The following is a 15,622-nucleotide window of genomic DNA, read 5'->3' on the forward strand; positions in this document are numbered from 1 at the left end:
GCAGTGCCGTTTCGTTAAGTCCGGGAAGCTTTGCTTCGGACTTAAGGAAATGACAGGAGTTCAGCAGGAGCGAAAGGAGCGGCCTATGACGATTCGAGAGAGTACGGAGCAGTGGGAGCAGGAGTATCTAAGCCCTTATGCGGCATTCAGCAGGGCTTCTAAGGGGAGGGATGCGCCGGAGCCGCCCTGTGATATCCGGCCGGTGTACCAAAGGGACCGGGACCGGATCCTTCATTGCAAGTCCTTTCGCCGTCTGAAGCACAAGACCCAGGTGTTTCTGACGCCCAGGGGAGATCATTACCGGACGCGTCTCACACACACCCTGGAGGTTGCCCAGACGGCAAGAACGGTGGCAAAGGCCTTGCGGCTGAATGAGGATCTGACGGAGGCCATTGCCCTGGGACACGATCTGGGACACACGCCCTTCGGCCATGCGGGGGAGAGGGCCCTCAACGGCCTGTGTTCCAAGGGATTTGCCCACTACGAGCAGAGCGTCCGGGTGGTGGAGCGTCTGGAAAAGCAGGGCAGGGGCCTCAATCTGACCTGGGAGGTCCGGGACGGCATCCGCAACCACAGAACCAACGGAAGCCCTTATACCCTGGAGGGGCAGATTGTGCGCTTTGCAGATAAGATTGCCTATATCAATCACGATATCGACGACGCCATCCGGGCCGGGATTCTGGAAGAGGCGGATATTCCCAGGGAGTACCGGGATATTCTGGGACATTCCACCCGGGAGCGGCTCAATACGCTGATTCACGATATTGTGATGCAGAATGCAGACTGGCTGAGGGAGAGACCGGAAGAGGAACCCGTGGAGAGGCCAAAGCTTCGGATGTCCCAGGAGGTTGGCGGCGCCATGCAGGATCTGAGAAGCTTTATGTTTAAGAGCCTGTATACGAATCCTCTGGCAAAAAGCGAGGAGATCAAGGCCCAGGAGCTTTTGGAGGCATTGTTTTCCTATTATATGGAGCATCCGGAGGAGATGTCGGAGGAGTTTCTGGACATGCTTTTTAAGGAGCATGAGGAGAAGGAGCTTGTAGTCTGCGATTACATATCCGGCATGACAGATCAGTATGCAATTTACAAGTTTAACGAGTATTTTATTCCAAAGGCATGGAGTATTTAGTCTGATGGAGAGGCTTTTGACTGGAACAGGTGGTAAGAGATGTATTATTCGGAGGATTTGGTTGAGGAGGTACGTTTAAAGAATGACATTGTGGATGTCATATCCGGCTATGTGCGCCTTCGGAGACAGGGCAGCAGGTACTTTGGGCTCTGCCCCTTCCACAGTGAGAAGTCTCCCTCTTTTTCCGTCTCGGCGGACAGGCAGATGTATTACTGCTTTGGCTGCCATGCCGGAGGGAACGTATTTACCTTTTTAATGGAATATGAGAATTTTACCTTTCCGGAGGCCATGAAGCATCTGGCCGATCGCTGCGGGATGGCGCTGCCGGAGATGGAGTATTCAAAGGAAGCAAGGCGGCAGGCGGACCAAAAAAGCCGGCTTCTGGAGATTCACAAGAAAGCGGCCCGGTTTTTCTACTACCAGCTGAAGCAGGAGAGCGGAAGGGATGCCTACGCTTATCTGAGAAGCAGGGCCTTGTCCGAGGATACCATCCGCCGCTTCGGCCTGGGCTATTCCAGCAAATACAACGGGCAGCTTTACAGCTATCTGAAGAAGGAAGGCTATCCGGACGAGCTTCTGAAGGATTCGGGGCTGATTACCATGGATGAGAAGCGAGGGGCCTATGATAAGTTCTGGAACCGGGTTATGTTTCCCATTATGGACGGCAATAACCGGGTTATCGGCTTTGGAGGCCGGGTCATGGGCGACGGGAAGCCCAAATACCTGAATTCTCCGGAGACAAAGATTTTTGATAAAAGCCGGAATCTATACGGGCTTAATTTTGCCAGAAGCGCAAGGAAATCCAATATGATTATCTGCGAGGGCTATATGGATGTGATTGCTCTTCACCAGGCGGGATTCAACCAGGCAGTAGCTTCTCTGGGAACGGCCCTTACCGCTCAGCAGTCGCTTCTTTTGAAGCGGTATACCCAGGAGGTGCTTCTGACCTACGACAGTGACGAGGCCGGAACCAAGGCGGCTTTACGGGCCATTCCCATTTTAAAGGAGGCGGGGCTTTCGGTCCGGGTGCTCAATCTGAAGCCCTATAAGGATCCCGATGAATTTATCAAGGCTTTGGGAACAGAGGCGTTTCAGGAGCGCATAGAGAAGGCTCAGAGCAGCTTTCTCTTTGAGATAGAGGTCTTGGAGCGGAATTTCAATCTGAAGGATCCGGCGAGAAAGACGGCCTTCTTTGATCAGATGGCGAGAAAGCTTCTGGGCTTTTCGGACGAGTTGGAGCGGAATAATTACATAGAAACCCTGTCGGAGCAGTATCATATCAGTTATGAGACGCTTCGGAAGAAAGTAAATACCCTGGGGATTACCCTGGGGGGCGTTCCGCCGGTGGAACGGCCCAGAGACGTGTCCGCCCGCAAAAAGGAGAAGGCCGATGGAAGCGAGGTCTCCCAGAAGCTTCTGCTGACCTGGATGATTTCGGATCCGGTTTACTTCCGGGAAATCCGGCGTTATGTGGAGCCGGAGGATTTTACCGTTCCTATGTATGCCCGGATTGCCGGGATGCTTTATGAGCAGCAGAAGGAGGGGGCGCTGAATCCGGCCCGGATCATCGGAGCCTTTGAGGATACGCAGGAGCAGCGGCAGGCGGCAGGCGTATTTAACGCGGTGCTTAAGGTGGAAACCAGGGAAGAGATGGAGAAGGCCCTTCGGGAAACCATCTATAAGGTCTGCAAGAACGGACTGGAAAAAGAGGCAAAGGAACTGGATCCTGCGGATATGACAGGCCTTCAGCGAGTGGTGCAGCGCAGACGCCAATTGGAGAAATTGCATATTTCTTTGGATTAAGGATAAAATACTAACAAGTTATGGAAGGATGGAACAACATGGAAGAAAACATGGTAAAGTTTGAGGAGAAGTTAAAAGAGCTTCTGGCTATGGCGAAGAAAAAGAAAAATATCCTGGAATACCAGGAGATTAACGACTTTTTCCACGACATGGAACTGGATGCGGAGCATTTCGAGAAGATCCTGGAATATCTGGAAGCCCACAACATTGACGTGCTCCGGATTACCAGTGACGACGATGACGACGAGATTATTCTCACAGACGAGGATGAAGTTGATGTTGAGCAGATCGATCTTTCCGTACCAGAGGGCGTCAGCATAGAGGACCCCGTGCGTATGTATCTGAAAGAAATTGGAAAGGTTCCCCTCTTAAGCGCAGAGGAGGAGATTGAACTGGCAAAGCGGCTGGAGCTGGGGGACGAGGAAGCCAAGAAGCGTCTGGCGGAGGCGAACCTGCGTCTGGTGGTCAGCATTGCCAAGCGCTATGTGGGCCGGGGCATGCTGTTTCTGGATCTCATCCAGGAGGGAAATCTGGGCCTTATCAAGGCGGTGGAAAAATTCGATTACCGCAAGGGCTTCAAGTTCAGCACCTATGCTACCTGGTGGATTCGCCAGGCCATTACCAGGGCCATTGCAGACCAGGCCAGGACGATTCGGATTCCTGTGCATATGGTGGAGACTATCAATAAGCTGATCCGTGTGTCCCGCCAGCTTCTGCAGGAGCTTGGCAGGGAGCCATCTCCGGAGGAGATTGCGGAGGAGATGAAGCTTCCGGTGGAGCGTGTCCGTGAGATTTTAAAGATTTCCCAGGAGCCCGTGTCTTTGGAGACACCCATCGGCGAGGAGGAGGACAGCCACCTGGGCGACTTTATCCAGGATGATAATGTTCCGGTGCCTTCTGACGCAGCCGCTTTTACTCTTTTGAAGGAGCAGCTTGTGGAGGTCTTGAGCACCCTGACGGATCGGGAGCAGAAGGTACTGCGCCTGCGCTTTGGGCTGGACGACGGCCGGGCCCGTACCCTGGAGGAAGTGGGCAAGGAGTTTAATGTAACGAGAGAGCGTATCCGGCAGATTGAGGCCAAGGCCCTTCGGAAGCTCCGCCACCCAAGCCGCAGCAGGAAGCTGAAGGATTATCTGGATTAAGCTATGAAGTTATCAGAACGATTGGAGCGGTTAGCCAAAATGGTTTCTCCGGGAAACCGCCTGGTGGATGTGGGAACAGATCATGGATATGTTCCCATCAGCCTTTGTGAGGGAAAACAGATTCCCTCAGCCATTGCTATGGACATTAACGAAGGCCCTCTTCTGAGGGCAAAAAGCCATATTGAGGAAGCGGGGCTTACCGGATACATACAAACAAGGCTTTCGGACGGTCTGGCAGCTTTGAAGGCAGGGGAAGGAGACACGGTTCTCATTGCCGGAATGGGCGGCATTCTGATGGAGAAGATTCTGCATGAGGGCAGAGAGACGCTGTCTTCTGTCCGGGAGCTGATCCTGCAGCCCCAGTCTGATATTGCGGGCGTCCGTCAGTGGCTTGACAGAAATGAGTGGCAGATTGTCTGTGAAGACATTGTCATGGAGGAGGGAAAGTATTATCCCATGATGAAGGCCGTGCAGGGGAGAGGGCGGTCTTACACTCTGCCGGAATTCCGATATGGGCGGGCCGATCTGCAGCAGTCTCTTCCGGTTCAGGAAGAATACTTAAGAAAGCAGCTTCAGGCCCATGAGAAGATTCTTGAGAGGCTTCCCAAGGAAGGAAAAGAGCGGACACTTGCCCGGGAGTATTTTGTCCAGAGGGATATCCGGATTTTGAAGGAGGCTCTAAAAGCCTGTGTTCTTGAGCAGCAGGAGGTGGTTTTATGATAAAATGTCAGGATTTGATTGAGAAGATAGAGGAGCGGTATCCGAGAATCTATGCCTGTGACTGGGACAATACAGGGCTTCTGGCAGGAGACCGGGAGCAGGAGATTCAGAGCGTGTACATTGCCCTGGATGCGACAGACAGGGTGATTGACGGAGCCATTCAGGCAGGGGCGGATCTGCTTGTGACCCATCATCCCATGATTTTCGGAAGCATCAAATCCGTTACCGCGGATGATTATGTGGGAGAGCGGCTGATACGCCTGATTCGCGGAAATGTCTCTTGTTATGCCATGCATACCAACTATGACGTGATGGGTATGGCAGAGCTTGCGGCTTCTTACCTGGAGCTTAGGGATACCTTTGTGCTGGAGGAGGTATTTGACGGGGAGGGCATCGGACGGGTGGGAAGCCTGCCGTCCGCCATGACCCTTAAGGAGTGCGCAGAGCTTGTGAAGGAGCGTTTTCACCTGCCCAATGTCAAGGTTTTCGGGGATTTGAATAAGATAGTAAGGATAGCCGCCCTGTCGCCGGGGGCGGGCAAAAGTATGGCGAGTCCGGCTCTTGTGTCGGGAGCGGATGTGCTGATTACCGGAGATATCGATCACCATACGGGAATTGACATGGAGGACTGCGGCATGGCGGTGATTGATGCGGGGCATTATGGGATTGAGCATATCTTTATCGCAGATCTGAAAGACTTTGTGGAGCGGAATTTCCCTGGGCTTGCCGTTTATACGGAGACGGTGAAGCAGCCGTTTTTGGTGGTTTAGGATATTACGGAACTGGAGTAGTCCAGCTAAGAAGCTTAAGTATTTTTTCATAATAATTTCTGCTGGACGGTAAAGTCGCAAAGGCGCACGAGAGGAACTTTTATGAGTGCTCTTTCGAATAAAAGTTTCTCTCACTACCAGTGTGTCGAAGCGACTTTACCCTTTAGTGCCATCGCGCAGCGATTTTAAATCAGTAATATCCCTTAAAGTGCACAAATCAATTTACAGACACATGTATTTGTGGCTGTAAATTGATTTCATACCCGTGTACTTTGAGGGATATTACGGAAGTGGAATAGGAGGATGAGGTATGGATTACAAAGTAACGATTGACGGGAAGGTCTATGAATACCCGGAAGGAACTGCTTATCAGACCATTGCGAAGGACTGCCAGAAGGATTATTCCTGGGATATTGTCCTGGTGTCAGTGAATCACAAGCTTCAGGAGCTTTCCAAAAAGCTGGTCTCAGACTGTGAGCTTCGTTTTCTGACTACGGCTTCCTTTATCGGCCAGCAGACATACCGGCGGAGCATGACGCTGCTTTTGATGAAGGCTGTCTATAAGGTGCTGGGCCATGACCGGATCCACCGCGCCCAGGTTCAGTACTCCCTCAGCAACGGCTACTACTGCACATTGGAGGGGGATCTGCTTCTGAATGAGGAGCTTTTGGGAAAGATCAAGGAAAAGATGCTGGAGCTGGCAGAACAGGCAATGCCCATTGAGAAGCGCAATGTCAATACGGACGAGGCTCTTGCTATTTTCCACGCCCACAAGATGTATGACAAGGAAAAGCTGTTCCGCTACCGCCGGGCTTCCCGGGTGAATATCTACAGGCTGGGGAATTTTGAGGATTATTTCTATGGATATATGGTGCCGGATACGAGTTATCTGAAGTATTTTGAACTGTATCTCTATGACGCAGGCTTTGTGATTCAGTTCCCCTTACAGAAGCAGCCGGATACGGTGCCGCCCTTTAAGCCCCAGCACAAGGTATTCCAGGTAATGAAGGAATCGGTCTCCTGGGGAGATATGCTCGAGGTTTCTACGGTAGGCGACCTGAACGACTGTATTTCCAGGGGCGGCATGCAGGATCTGGTAATGGCACAGGAGGCATTGCAGGAACGCAAGATTGCGGAGATTGCCCGAACCATTGCAGAGGACAGGAGCCGGAAGTTTATTATGATTGCGGGCCCTTCTTCCTCGGGAAAGACGACCTTTTCCCACCGGCTGTCGATTCAGCTCAAGGCAGCGGGACTGAAACCCCATCCCATCGCCGTGGATAATTATTTTGTGGAACGGGAGCTGACACCGAAGGACGAGGAAGGCAATTACAATTTTGAGTGCCTGGAAGCGGTGGATGTGGAGCTCTTTAACAAGCAGATGAGCGAGCTTCTATCGGGAAAGACCGTGGAGATTCCCCGTTTTAATTTTAAGCTTGGGAAGAAAGAGTACCATGGGGATTATATGACCCTGGGAGATGAGGACATTCTGGTACTGGAGGGGATTCATTGTCTCAATGACAAGCTTTCCTACAGTCTGCCCAGGGAGAGCAAGTTCAAGATCTATATCAGCGCCTTGACCCAGCTGAATGTGGATGAGCATAACCGGATTCCGACTACGGACGGACGGCTGATCCGCCGGATGGTGCGGGATGCCAGGACAAGAGGCTCGGGAGCGGCCCGGACGATCAGCATGTGGCCTTCCGTGCGCCGGGGAGAGGATGAAAATATCTTCCCTTACCAGGAAGAGGCGGATGCCATGTTCAACTCGGCTCTCATCTATGAGCTTGCGGTGCTGAAGCAGTATGCGGAGCCTCTGCTCTTTGGAATCGGACGGGAGGAGCCGGAATATCTGGAGGCCAAGCGGCTGCTGAAATTCCTGGATTACTTCCTGGGCGTGGACAGCTCCTTTATACCGGATAATTCCCTCGTGCGGGAGTTTATCGGAGGCGGATGCTTCCGGGTTTAAAGATATTATAAAACTGGAATAAAACTGGAATAGGAGCAATGGGATGAAAACAGCATTGACAAGAGAGCAGGCCCTTTCGCTGCTCAGAAAGTACAATAAGGAACCCTTTCACATTCTTCACGGCCTGACTGTAGAGGGCGTTATGCGCTGGTATGCAAAAGAGCTTGGCTATGGAGAGGAAGAAGACTTCTGGGGCATTGCCGGACTTCTTCACGACATTGATTTTGAGCTGTATCCCGAGGAACACTGCCAAAAAGCCCCGGAGCTTTTAAGAGAAGGCAAAGCAGAGGAAGAGCTGATTCATGCGGTGTGCAGTCACGGCTATGGCCTTGTGAGTGATGTGAAGCCGGAGCATGAGATGGAGAAAGTCCTTTTTGCCGCAGACGAGCTGACCGGCCTGATTGGAGCGGCTGCGCGGATGCGCCCTTCCAAGAGCGTGTCTGATATGGAGGTTTCCAGCCTGAAAAAGAAATTCAAGGACAAACGTTTTGCAGCCGGCTGCTCCCGGGATGTGATCCGTGAAGGTGCGGAGGTTCTGGGCTGGGAGCTGGAGAAGCTCTTTTCCATGACCATTGACGCCATGCGTTCCTGTGAGGAGCAGGCAGCACAGGAGCTGGAGGCAGTGACAGGAGAATAGTGATTAACGGGAGGTGTTGGGAAATGAGACAGAGGTTTTCCCACGCCTCTTTTTTGATGCGGAAAAGTTTAAATTTTGTTTTCAACAAAGGATAAAAACTTTATAGAAATTTAATTTGTTTTTTACACGCATTTCGTATATACTAATTTTGTCAAAGGATTCTAAGCAATTTTCGGACATTTCCGTCAGAAAAATCCATGAGATGAAACGTAACTTTAATTAGGAAAGAAAGATATTGTATCAGATAGGGAAATCCTTTATAATAAAAGCAGACATACTGCTGCTGATGTCTTTCTTTCCGAAGGAATGATTGCTTCGAGGAAAGGAGAGAGCAGTATTGAGTAAAGAACAGACATTTTTAATGAAACCAAAGGTGGATTTCTGTTTCAAGGAATTGATGGAGGATGTAGAGGTCCGTAAGGGATTTATCTCTGCGTTGCTGAATGTGAAGCCGGAAGAAATCACGAGAACAGAGCTTTTGTCTACTCATTTGAGGAAGGAACATGAAGAGGACAAACTGGGAATTCTAGATGTCCGTGTTTTTGTCTGCGGCCAGTCAGGCAGGGAAGAGGCAGTTTTAGGAGAAAGGAGCCATAAGGGGGAGAGCCAGATGGATCTGGAAATTCAGCTGGCGCCTTTCCCGTTATGGCCGGAGCGCTCTATGTTTTATCTGGCAAAAATGTATGCCAAAACGATTCAAAAAGGCCAGAGTTATGATGTGCTCTCAAAGTGTATCCATGTGGGCATATTGGATTTTCTTCTCTTTGAGGAGGATGAGGAATTTTATTCCCGTTTTCATCTCTGGGAGGATACCAGACATCGAATGTATTCGGATAAACTGGAGATCCATATTCTGGAGCTGCCGAAGCTTGCAGGAAGGGAATATCCACAGACAGAGCTGCTGAAGTGGGCCAGCTTTTTCAGAGCGGAAAAGAAGGAGGAGTTTGAGATGGCGGCAGAGGGTAGTTCTTATATTGGAAGAGCCTATGAAAGATTGACGGAGCTCAGTGCGGATGATAAGAAGCGCCTGGAATACGAGGCAAGGGAGAAGGCTTGGAGGGATCAAACTTATCTGATGAATTATAATTTAAATAAGGGATTAGCAGAGGGAAGAAAAGAGGGAAGAAAAGAAGGAATGGAAGAGGGGATAAAGGCTTTTGTAGAAATCTGCCAGGAAAATAATTTTTCGAGAGAAATTATTTTGGAGAAGATGCTTGAAAAGTTCACCATTTCCAAAGAAGCTGCAAAGGAATATTTAGAAAGGTATTGGAAAATGAAGTGATACTGGCAGTAGGAAATCGATATAGAATCAAATGCGGTTTACGATAACCAGCTAAAAAGGAATCCCTATAGAAATTCTTTGAAGCAATGCTCAAACGAGAATGTCTATAGGGATTCTTTCTGCTTACCGATTCAATGGCAGATCCAGTTTTTCCAGCTTGTCCTGCCAGGATTTATGGAAGGGCTCATTGAAGTAAATATGATTCTTGATTGCAAGCATCCGGGCATCCGTCTGGGCGATAATATCCGCACATTCCTTCAATTCGGCGGAAACAGCCTCCGGATTCTCCACATCCTGCTTATACTTAAGCTGATGATCCACACTGGCCCAGAAATCCATAGCTATGGTGCGGATCTGTACCTCCACACGCATATTTTTCTTCTGCTCGGAGAAAAATACCGGAATTTCCACAATCAGATGCAGGCTCCGGTAGCCGTTGGGCTTTGGATTCTGAATATAATCCTTCTGCCGGATAAGCGTAATATCATCCTGCTGGAGCAGCATGTCCGCAATGGCATAAATATCATCAATAAAAGAACAGATTACCCGGATACCGGCTACGTCATTCAGCCGTTCCTCCACAGATTCCACCGTGAAGGGGGCATCGTAACGTCCCAGCTTTTGTATAATGCTCAGGGGCCGCTTAATGCGCGAGGTAATGTGTTTGATGGGATTACGTTTATGCCGGATGCTCAGCTCGTCATTTAAAACTTCAAGCTTGGTACGAACCTCCCGGATGGCGCAGTTGTACATCATCATCAGTTCTTGAAACTGAAAGGCCTGATTTGCAAAATCCTTTGGTATCTCCGGAAGAGTATTTGTATCGGTATAGGAGATATGTGCTTCGTGTTCCATAAAATCGCTCCCATTTTCGCAGGTGTTTTTTAAAATTAGATTGTCTTGCAAATGTCCGTAACGGCTTTTGGAGATATAAGACGGCATCAGTGGCGCGGATTCTCCTTTACCTGGGTGCAGGCCTTTAAGGCTTCCACCGTAACCTGGCTGATAAGCCGGCTTGTATAATAGCTCACAAGGGGATCCACCGCAAATCTGTCTACAATTTTGTACTTGGCCGGGAGGCCGCTTAGTGTGAGCGCAATGGTATCTGCCTTGCACCGGGCACAGGTACAGACCTCAAACTGCTTCATAAAATAAATGATCTTGTCCTCTACAACACGCTGCATTACATTCAGCATTACATAATCCGGCTCCGGTTCTGCCAAAGGTTCCGGTGAAAGCTCTAAAACTTCTTGCGGTTCTTCCTGTTCCGGCTCCGAAGAGGCAGCTGGTTCCGGTTTGGGTTCTTCTGCGATAGGAGCAGAGGAAGTTTCAGTCTTAGGCTCTTCTGCCATAGGAGCAGAAGAAGTTTTGGTCTTAGGCTCTTCTGCGATAGGAGCAGAGGGAGTTTCGGCCTTAGGTTCTACTGTCATAGGAGCAGCGGAAGCTTCAGCTTCTTCCACCGCAGGAGCCGGAGACGCTGCTGTATCGGAAGCAGCAGGAATTTCGGCTTTTGGCTCTTCCTGTACGGGAGAAGCTAAAGCTTCCGCTGCCGGAACTTCTGCAGTGGGAGAAAGCTCTGCTTCGGAAGGTTTTGCAGCAGGAACAGTTTCCTCTGCGGCAGCAGCCCCTTCTTCCTTCTCAAGCTCCTTTAAAAGCTCTTCGTGAATCCGTTCTGCAACCAGATCAGCTTCCTTTGCTCCGTTGTCAATGATCGATATATTAGAAGGAACCTCCGGTGCAGCCGTCTGGGCTTTGACAGGAGCCGCAGCCTGTGCTGACGCTGCCTCTTCTTTTTCCGGCTCGGTTTCCGCTTTTGCGGCCGCAGTTTCAGCCGCAGTCTCAGCCTCTGGCTTCTGCGGCTGCTGTGTTTCCTTTTCGGGTTCTCCTCCCGAGAGTAAATTCAAAACGTGTGCGGTTTTATTACTTTTGCGTGCCATGGAGAACCTCCTGCTGTTTGATCTTATATAATACCTCCCGGACAAACGCCTTATAGTCTAAGGAGGGCTTGGAAAGGGGGGAGTAATCATAGATACTCTCTCCATGGGCCGGAGCCTCCGCAACGGTGACGCTGGGCCTGATCTGGATCTCGAATACAGAGCTGTTAATCTGGGCGGCAATATTCTCCGCCATCTCCTTCACTTCCCGGGCCAGGATGGTACGCCGGTTAAACTTCGTCAGAATAATCCCCAATACGTGAAGATTGGGATTCACGGACTGCCGGACGGAATTGATGGTCTCCTTAATCTGCGCTACGCCCACAATACTGAGAATCTCCGCAACCATGGGGATAATCAGATAATCAGCCGCCGCATAGGCATTGACCGTCAGAATATTCAGAGCCGGCGGCGTATCAATAATAATAAAATCATAGCGATCCTCAATCGGCATCAGAAGCCGCTTGAGCATCAGCTCTCTTCCAGGCTCGTTAAACTCCAGCGCCGCACCGCTTAAGAGAATATTGGATGTAATGAGATCGCAGTATTCCGTAGGCTGGATGGCAGCTTCAATCGGAATCTGATATTTGAACACTTCATAAATGGTCTTTGAATCTTCGATATCAAGGCCGAGACTGAATCCAAAATTGCCCTGTGGATCCAGATCAATGCCAAGTACTTTTTTGCCCTCTCTGGTAAGTCCGGCTGCCAAAGCACTTGAAGTCGTGGTCTTGCCGACGCCGCCCTTCTGATTGGTAAGTGCAATGATTGTAGCCAAGGTAAATTCCTCCGTTTCTAAAAATTTCAATTAAGTATTAACTAAAGTATACTATATGCCGATAAATAAGTACAGAGTAATTTCGAAAATGTATAGAAATGTAAAGCAAAAAAGAGATAAAAGGAGTGGTTATAATGGCAAGTATAAGCAGTCTGAGCGGATCTACCAATAATGCAATGTCCAGTTTAAGAGGCTATGGCGGTCTGGCCAGCGGCCTGGACAGAGATGAATTGATTGCGGGAATGACCTCAGGAACACAGACAAAGATTACAAAACAGGAGCAGGCAAAGACGAAGCTTGAGTGGCAGCAGCAGGCGTATCGGGACATCAGTGATAAGATGATTGCCTTTGCTAACAAATATACATCTACCATGTCTTCCACCACCAACTTGTTCAGCGAGGCCCTGTGGGGAGCGGCAAGTACAATGGTGAAGGGTATTAACAGCAAGTTCATCAGCGTGGCAGGGGCCAACCGGACAGCGGCAGCCAATGTATCCATTCTCGGCGTCAAGCAGATGGCGAAGAACGCCAAGGTGATGTCTGACAACTATGTGTCAGATCGAAAGCTGTCAACTGGTGCCGTTGATACGGGAGATGTGGATATCAGTACATTAGCCGGGAAGAATCTTGATTTTACGGTAGGCGGCAAGTACTACAGTGTTGGTCTGCCTTACGGAACCGGCGAGCCTTTCGGAAGCATGCAGGAGGCTGCAGATGCATTCAATGAGGCTATGAAAAAGGTAGAGATCACCCAGACCGGAGGCGCAAAGAAGCAGACACTGTTTGATTCCGTAGAAGTCGGAGTGAGTGATGATGGTAAATCTTTTGTTTTGAAGTCGAAAGGGAATGCCGTAACGTTGACCGGCGGTTCCGCTCTGGAAGCTATGGGCTTTAAAGAGCAGGTGGATGAAGCAAAAGCAAACAAGAGAGTTGGTCTGGATATTGCGGGAAATACAGGAACTGCGGCTGGTAAAGAGGCAACGCTGAAAGAAACCCAGAGCTTTGCACAGCGCATGGGTGACAAGAGCCTGACCTTTAGCTACAACGGCTCTACAAAGACCATTCAGATGCCCTCTCAGAAAGAGATTGAAGATGCTATAAATAGCGGTAAGGACGGCTTGGAATTTTTGGCAGAAAAGATGCAGGAAAGCCTGGACGCAGCTTTTGGAAAAGGACGTGTGCAAGCAAAGGTTGAGGAAGATTCGGCCGGCGGCGACAGACGTCTTACCTTTAAAACCACAACACCGGACGGCAATAGCGATGACAGCTCCACTCTGGCCATTACAGAGGGCAGCGAGTCCATTATGTCCAGTTACGGCGGTCTTGGAATTACGAGCGGCGAGTCCAACCGTTTGAATCTGAATACAAGCTTAAAGAATTCGGGCCTGAATTTCGGCGAGAAAACTGCTGATGGAAAATATGAGCTGGAGATCAATGGAAAGAAGATCGAATTTACAGAGGATGAGTCTCTTGCTACCATTATGGATCGGATCAACAATGCGGATGCCGGCGTGAAGATTTCCTATTTGTCAATGGCGGATAAGTTCTCTTTGGAAGCGACAGACAGCGGTGCCAGCGGAGTGCTGAAGCTGTCCGGAAGCGGTGCAAAGGCGCTGTTTGGAGAGGAGATTGATTCCGCTAATCCCACTGCTGCAGGAAGGAATACTGTTACTTTGGGCCAGGATGCAATCATAGCCGTAAAATATGCAGGCTCCGATGAGGCGATTGAGCTGACCAGGGGAGATAACAGCTTCTCCATCGACGGTCTGGATGTAACCATCAAGGGAGAATTCGGCTATAAATTGGGGGCAGACGGAAAAACCAAGGAGTTGGATGAAACCACTGAGGCCGTAACCTTCGAGACGAACGTGGAATCTGAAAAGATAGTAAAGGCCGTCTCTGATATGGTAAAAGAATATAACGAGATTCTGGAACTGGTGAATACTCAGCTGAGCACCCGTCCGGATCGGGATTACTTCCCTCTGACCGACGAACAGAAGAAGGAAATGAGCGAGAGTGAGATTAAGCTCTGGGAGGAGAAGGCTCAGGCAGGTATTCTCTTCGGCTCCAGCGAACTGCGTCAATTGTCCGATGACCTGCGCTGGATCATCAGCCCGGCGGATCAGCAGGCCATGGAGGCTCTCGGAATCTCTGTATCCGAAAGCTGGCAGGACAACGGTAAGCTGGCCTTTGACGAGAACAAGTTCAAGGCTGCCCTGGAGAAGGATCCGGATGCCGTGAAGGCTGCTTTCACCAAGGACAACGGCATTGCTGCCAACTTAAAGAATACCATGAACAAATACGTGAATACGTTAGGCGCTACCAAGGGTATCCTCATCGAGAAGGCTGGTTCTACCCATGCACCTTTAAGCCTGCTCAACAACTCTCTGAAAACGGAGATTGATGATGTGGATAAGATTCTGGAGAACTTAAAGGCCCGCTTGAAGTCCGAGCAGGACCGTTACATCAGCCAGTTTACACAGTTAGAGACGCTGATTTCCCAGATGAATTCCCAGAGCAGCTATTTAAGCGGAATGGGCTTCTAGCGTACCGGCCGGCGGGCATACTGTAAGACGCTCCGCTCTTTGAGAGCGGAGCAAAGAAAGGGTAAGAAGTGAGACAGTGATGAATGCAAACGGTTATCAGCAGTATAAAACCCAATCCGTCAACACCATGACGGCCAGTGAGATGCTTCTTCTCCTGTTCGATGAACTGGTAAAGAGACTCACCAGAGCGGAATTGGCACTGGAGGTAAAGGATGAGGTACTGTTTGAACAGTCCGTAACCCGTTCCAGGGAGATTGTACAGTATCTGAAGACAACCCTGAACAGGAGCTATGCCATCAGCAGAGAGCTGAGCGTAATGTATGACTTCTTTATTTATGAGCTGTCGCGCATCAGTGCTGGCAGGAACCCCAAAGTAATCGCAGAGCTTAAGGAACTGGTGGAGGAGCTTCGCGGGGCATTCCGGGAAGCCAGCCGGATGCTCGATCATTGAGAGGACAAGGAAATGGCAGAACAGGAATTGTGGACGGAGCTTCTAAAGCAGATGCACCGGCGTTATGAGGCGGTAAATGAAGTGTTTCGTTTGACAAAGGAGATTGCGGACACCCTGTCAAGGGACGACCGGGTGGCGGCTCAGATGCTTCTAGGGATGCGCCAGGAGGAGATCGAGCATCTTTCGGAGAGTGAAGAAAATATCTATATACTTCTGGAGTGCGTGGGACTGCAGGAGCGGTCGGAGATCCTGGGACTGCTGAAAGGGGAACGGGAGGCTTCCCCGGAGGCTTCTTTTGAGGAGAAAAGGATTGGGGAGATAGGATGTAACATAAGAAGGAATCTGGAGAAGATTCTGGAAGTGGATCGGATAATCAGTGTGAAACTGGCCGGAAAGGATTCTTTCTATCAGAAGTAAATGAGGTTCCTAAGAAGAAAGGGCGGATGCAAATTTGCCCTTTC

General features: G+C 50.0%; 14 protein-coding genes. 11 read left to right on the top strand and 3 right to left on the bottom strand.

The window, feature by feature from the left end; translation table 11 throughout:
- Positions 1-85 precede the first annotated feature (85 nt).
- The 8 genes from VV089_RS04085 (at position 86) to VV089_RS04120 (ending at position 9,452) form a co-directional block, all read left to right on the top strand.
- Positions 86-1,129 (top strand): deoxyguanosinetriphosphate triphosphohydrolase, encoded by a 1,044-nt coding sequence (locus tag VV089_RS04085; RefSeq protein ID WP_334335048.1) that lies wholly within the window; start codon positions 86-88, stop codon positions 1,127-1,129.
- 39 nt (positions 1,130-1,168) lie between these two features.
- Positions 1,169-2,932 carry a DNA primase gene (gene dnaG, locus VV089_RS04090; protein ID WP_334335049.1) on the top strand — a complete coding sequence of 588 codons (1,764 nt, stop codon included), beginning with the start codon at positions 1,169-1,171 and terminating at the stop codon, positions 2,930-2,932.
- A 38-nt stretch (positions 2,933-2,970) separates the two neighbouring features.
- A complete protein-coding gene (gene rpoD / locus VV089_RS04095) occupies positions 2,971-4,074 on the top strand; it encodes an RNA polymerase sigma factor RpoD (RefSeq protein WP_172541017.1) in 1,104 nt (367 codons plus the stop codon).
- Positions 4,075-4,077: 3 nt separating this feature from the next.
- Entirely contained in the window at positions 4,078-4,794 is a 717-nt protein-coding gene (locus VV089_RS04100) for a tRNA (adenine(22)-N(1))-methyltransferase (protein WP_334335050.1), read from the top strand.
- Positions 4,791-5,564 carry a Nif3-like dinuclear metal center hexameric protein gene (locus VV089_RS04105; RefSeq protein WP_334335051.1) on the top strand — a complete coding sequence of 258 codons (774 nt, stop codon included), beginning with the start codon at positions 4,791-4,793 and terminating at the stop codon, positions 5,562-5,564. The genes VV089_RS04100 and VV089_RS04105 overlap by 4 nt, the downstream gene beginning before the upstream one ends.
- Positions 5,565-5,874: 310 nt before the next feature.
- Entirely contained in the window at positions 5,875-7,533 is a 1,659-nt protein-coding gene (locus VV089_RS04110) for a nucleoside kinase (protein ID WP_334335052.1), read from the top strand.
- Positions 7,534-7,576: 43 nt separating this feature from the next.
- Entirely contained in the window at positions 7,577-8,170 is a 594-nt protein-coding gene (locus VV089_RS04115) for an HD domain-containing protein (protein WP_334335053.1), read from the top strand.
- 337 nt (positions 8,171-8,507) lie between these two features.
- The gene (locus VV089_RS04120) at positions 8,508-9,452 is read left to right on the top strand and encodes an Rpn family recombination-promoting nuclease/putative transposase (protein ID WP_334335054.1); all 945 of its coding nucleotides are present in this window, start codon (positions 8,508-8,510) and stop codon (positions 9,450-9,452) included.
- A gap of 123 nt (positions 9,453-9,575) precedes the next feature.
- On the opposite strand, the gene VV089_RS04125 is transcribed toward VV089_RS04120, so the two are convergent.
- The 3 genes from VV089_RS04125 to VV089_RS04135 form a co-directional block, all read right to left on the bottom strand.
- Positions 9,576-10,307, bottom strand: a complete 732-nt coding sequence (locus VV089_RS04125; RefSeq protein WP_172541131.1) for a GTP pyrophosphokinase — start codon at positions 10,305-10,307, stop codon at positions 9,576-9,578.
- Positions 10,308-10,393: 86 nt separating this feature from the next.
- A complete protein-coding gene (locus VV089_RS04130; RefSeq protein WP_334335055.1) occupies positions 10,394-11,389 on the bottom strand; it encodes a late competence development ComFB family protein in 996 nt (331 codons plus the stop codon).
- Complete coding sequence (locus tag VV089_RS04135; RefSeq protein WP_172541129.1) at positions 11,373-12,164, bottom strand: ParA family protein; 792 nt, start codon at positions 12,162-12,164, stop codon at positions 11,373-11,375. The genes VV089_RS04130 and VV089_RS04135 overlap by 17 nt, the downstream gene beginning before the upstream one ends.
- 134 nt (positions 12,165-12,298) lie before the next feature.
- Between VV089_RS04135 and fliD the strand changes: the two genes are divergently transcribed.
- The 3 genes from fliD (at position 12,299) to VV089_RS04150 (ending at position 15,578) form a co-directional block, all read left to right on the top strand.
- Positions 12,299-14,710: a flagellar filament capping protein FliD gene (fliD, locus tag VV089_RS04140; protein WP_334335056.1), complete on the top strand. Its 2,412-nt coding sequence runs from the start codon at positions 12,299-12,301 to the stop codon at positions 14,708-14,710.
- 79 nt (positions 14,711-14,789) lie between these two features.
- Positions 14,790-15,161 (top strand): flagellar export chaperone FliS, encoded by a 372-nt coding sequence (locus VV089_RS04145; protein ID WP_172544021.1) that lies wholly within the window; start codon positions 14,790-14,792, stop codon positions 15,159-15,161.
- Positions 15,162-15,173: 12 nt separating this feature from the next.
- Positions 15,174-15,578: a hypothetical protein gene (locus tag VV089_RS04150; protein WP_172544020.1), complete on the top strand. Its 405-nt coding sequence runs from the start codon at positions 15,174-15,176 to the stop codon at positions 15,576-15,578.
- Positions 15,579-15,622 lie beyond the last annotated feature (44 nt).

This window comes from Candidatus Merdisoma sp. JLR.KK011, from assembly GCF_036941125.1.
Lineage (GTDB): Bacteria > Bacillota > Clostridia > Lachnospirales > Lachnospiraceae > Laedolimicola.

What these genes read in the sequence shown, in the direction of transcription:
- dnaG (WP_334335049.1), top strand. Translation starts at nt 1,169, where the DNA reads ATGTATTATTCGGAGGATTTGGTTGAGGAGGTACGTTTAAAGAATGAC.
- VV089_RS04115 (WP_334335053.1), top strand. Translation starts at nt 7,577, where the DNA reads ATGAAAACAGCATTGACAAGAGAGCAGGCCCTTTCGCTGCTCAGAAAG.
- VV089_RS04100 (WP_334335050.1), top strand. Translation starts at nt 4,078, where the DNA reads ATGAAGTTATCAGAACGATTGGAGCGGTTAGCCAAAATGGTTTCTCCG.
- fliD (WP_334335056.1), top strand. Translation starts at nt 12,299, where the DNA reads ATGGCAAGTATAAGCAGTCTGAGCGGATCTACCAATAATGCAATGTCC.
- VV089_RS04110 (WP_334335052.1), top strand. Translation starts at nt 5,875, where the DNA reads ATGGATTACAAAGTAACGATTGACGGGAAGGTCTATGAATACCCGGAA.
- VV089_RS04125 (WP_172541131.1), bottom strand. Translation starts at nt 10,307, where the DNA reads ATGGAACACGAAGCACATATCTCCTATACCGATACAAATACTCTTCCG.
- VV089_RS04130 (WP_334335055.1), bottom strand. Translation starts at nt 11,389, where the DNA reads ATGGCACGCAAAAGTAATAAAACCGCACACGTTTTGAATTTACTCTCG.
- VV089_RS04085 (WP_334335048.1), top strand. Translation starts at nt 86, where the DNA reads ATGACGATTCGAGAGAGTACGGAGCAGTGGGAGCAGGAGTATCTAAGC.
- VV089_RS04150 (WP_172544020.1), top strand. Translation starts at nt 15,174, where the DNA reads ATGGCAGAACAGGAATTGTGGACGGAGCTTCTAAAGCAGATGCACCGG.
- rpoD (WP_172541017.1), top strand. Translation starts at nt 2,971, where the DNA reads ATGGAAGAAAACATGGTAAAGTTTGAGGAGAAGTTAAAAGAGCTTCTG.
- VV089_RS04105 (WP_334335051.1), top strand. Translation starts at nt 4,791, where the DNA reads ATGATAAAATGTCAGGATTTGATTGAGAAGATAGAGGAGCGGTATCCG.
- VV089_RS04145 (WP_172544021.1), top strand. Translation starts at nt 14,790, where the DNA reads ATGAATGCAAACGGTTATCAGCAGTATAAAACCCAATCCGTCAACACC.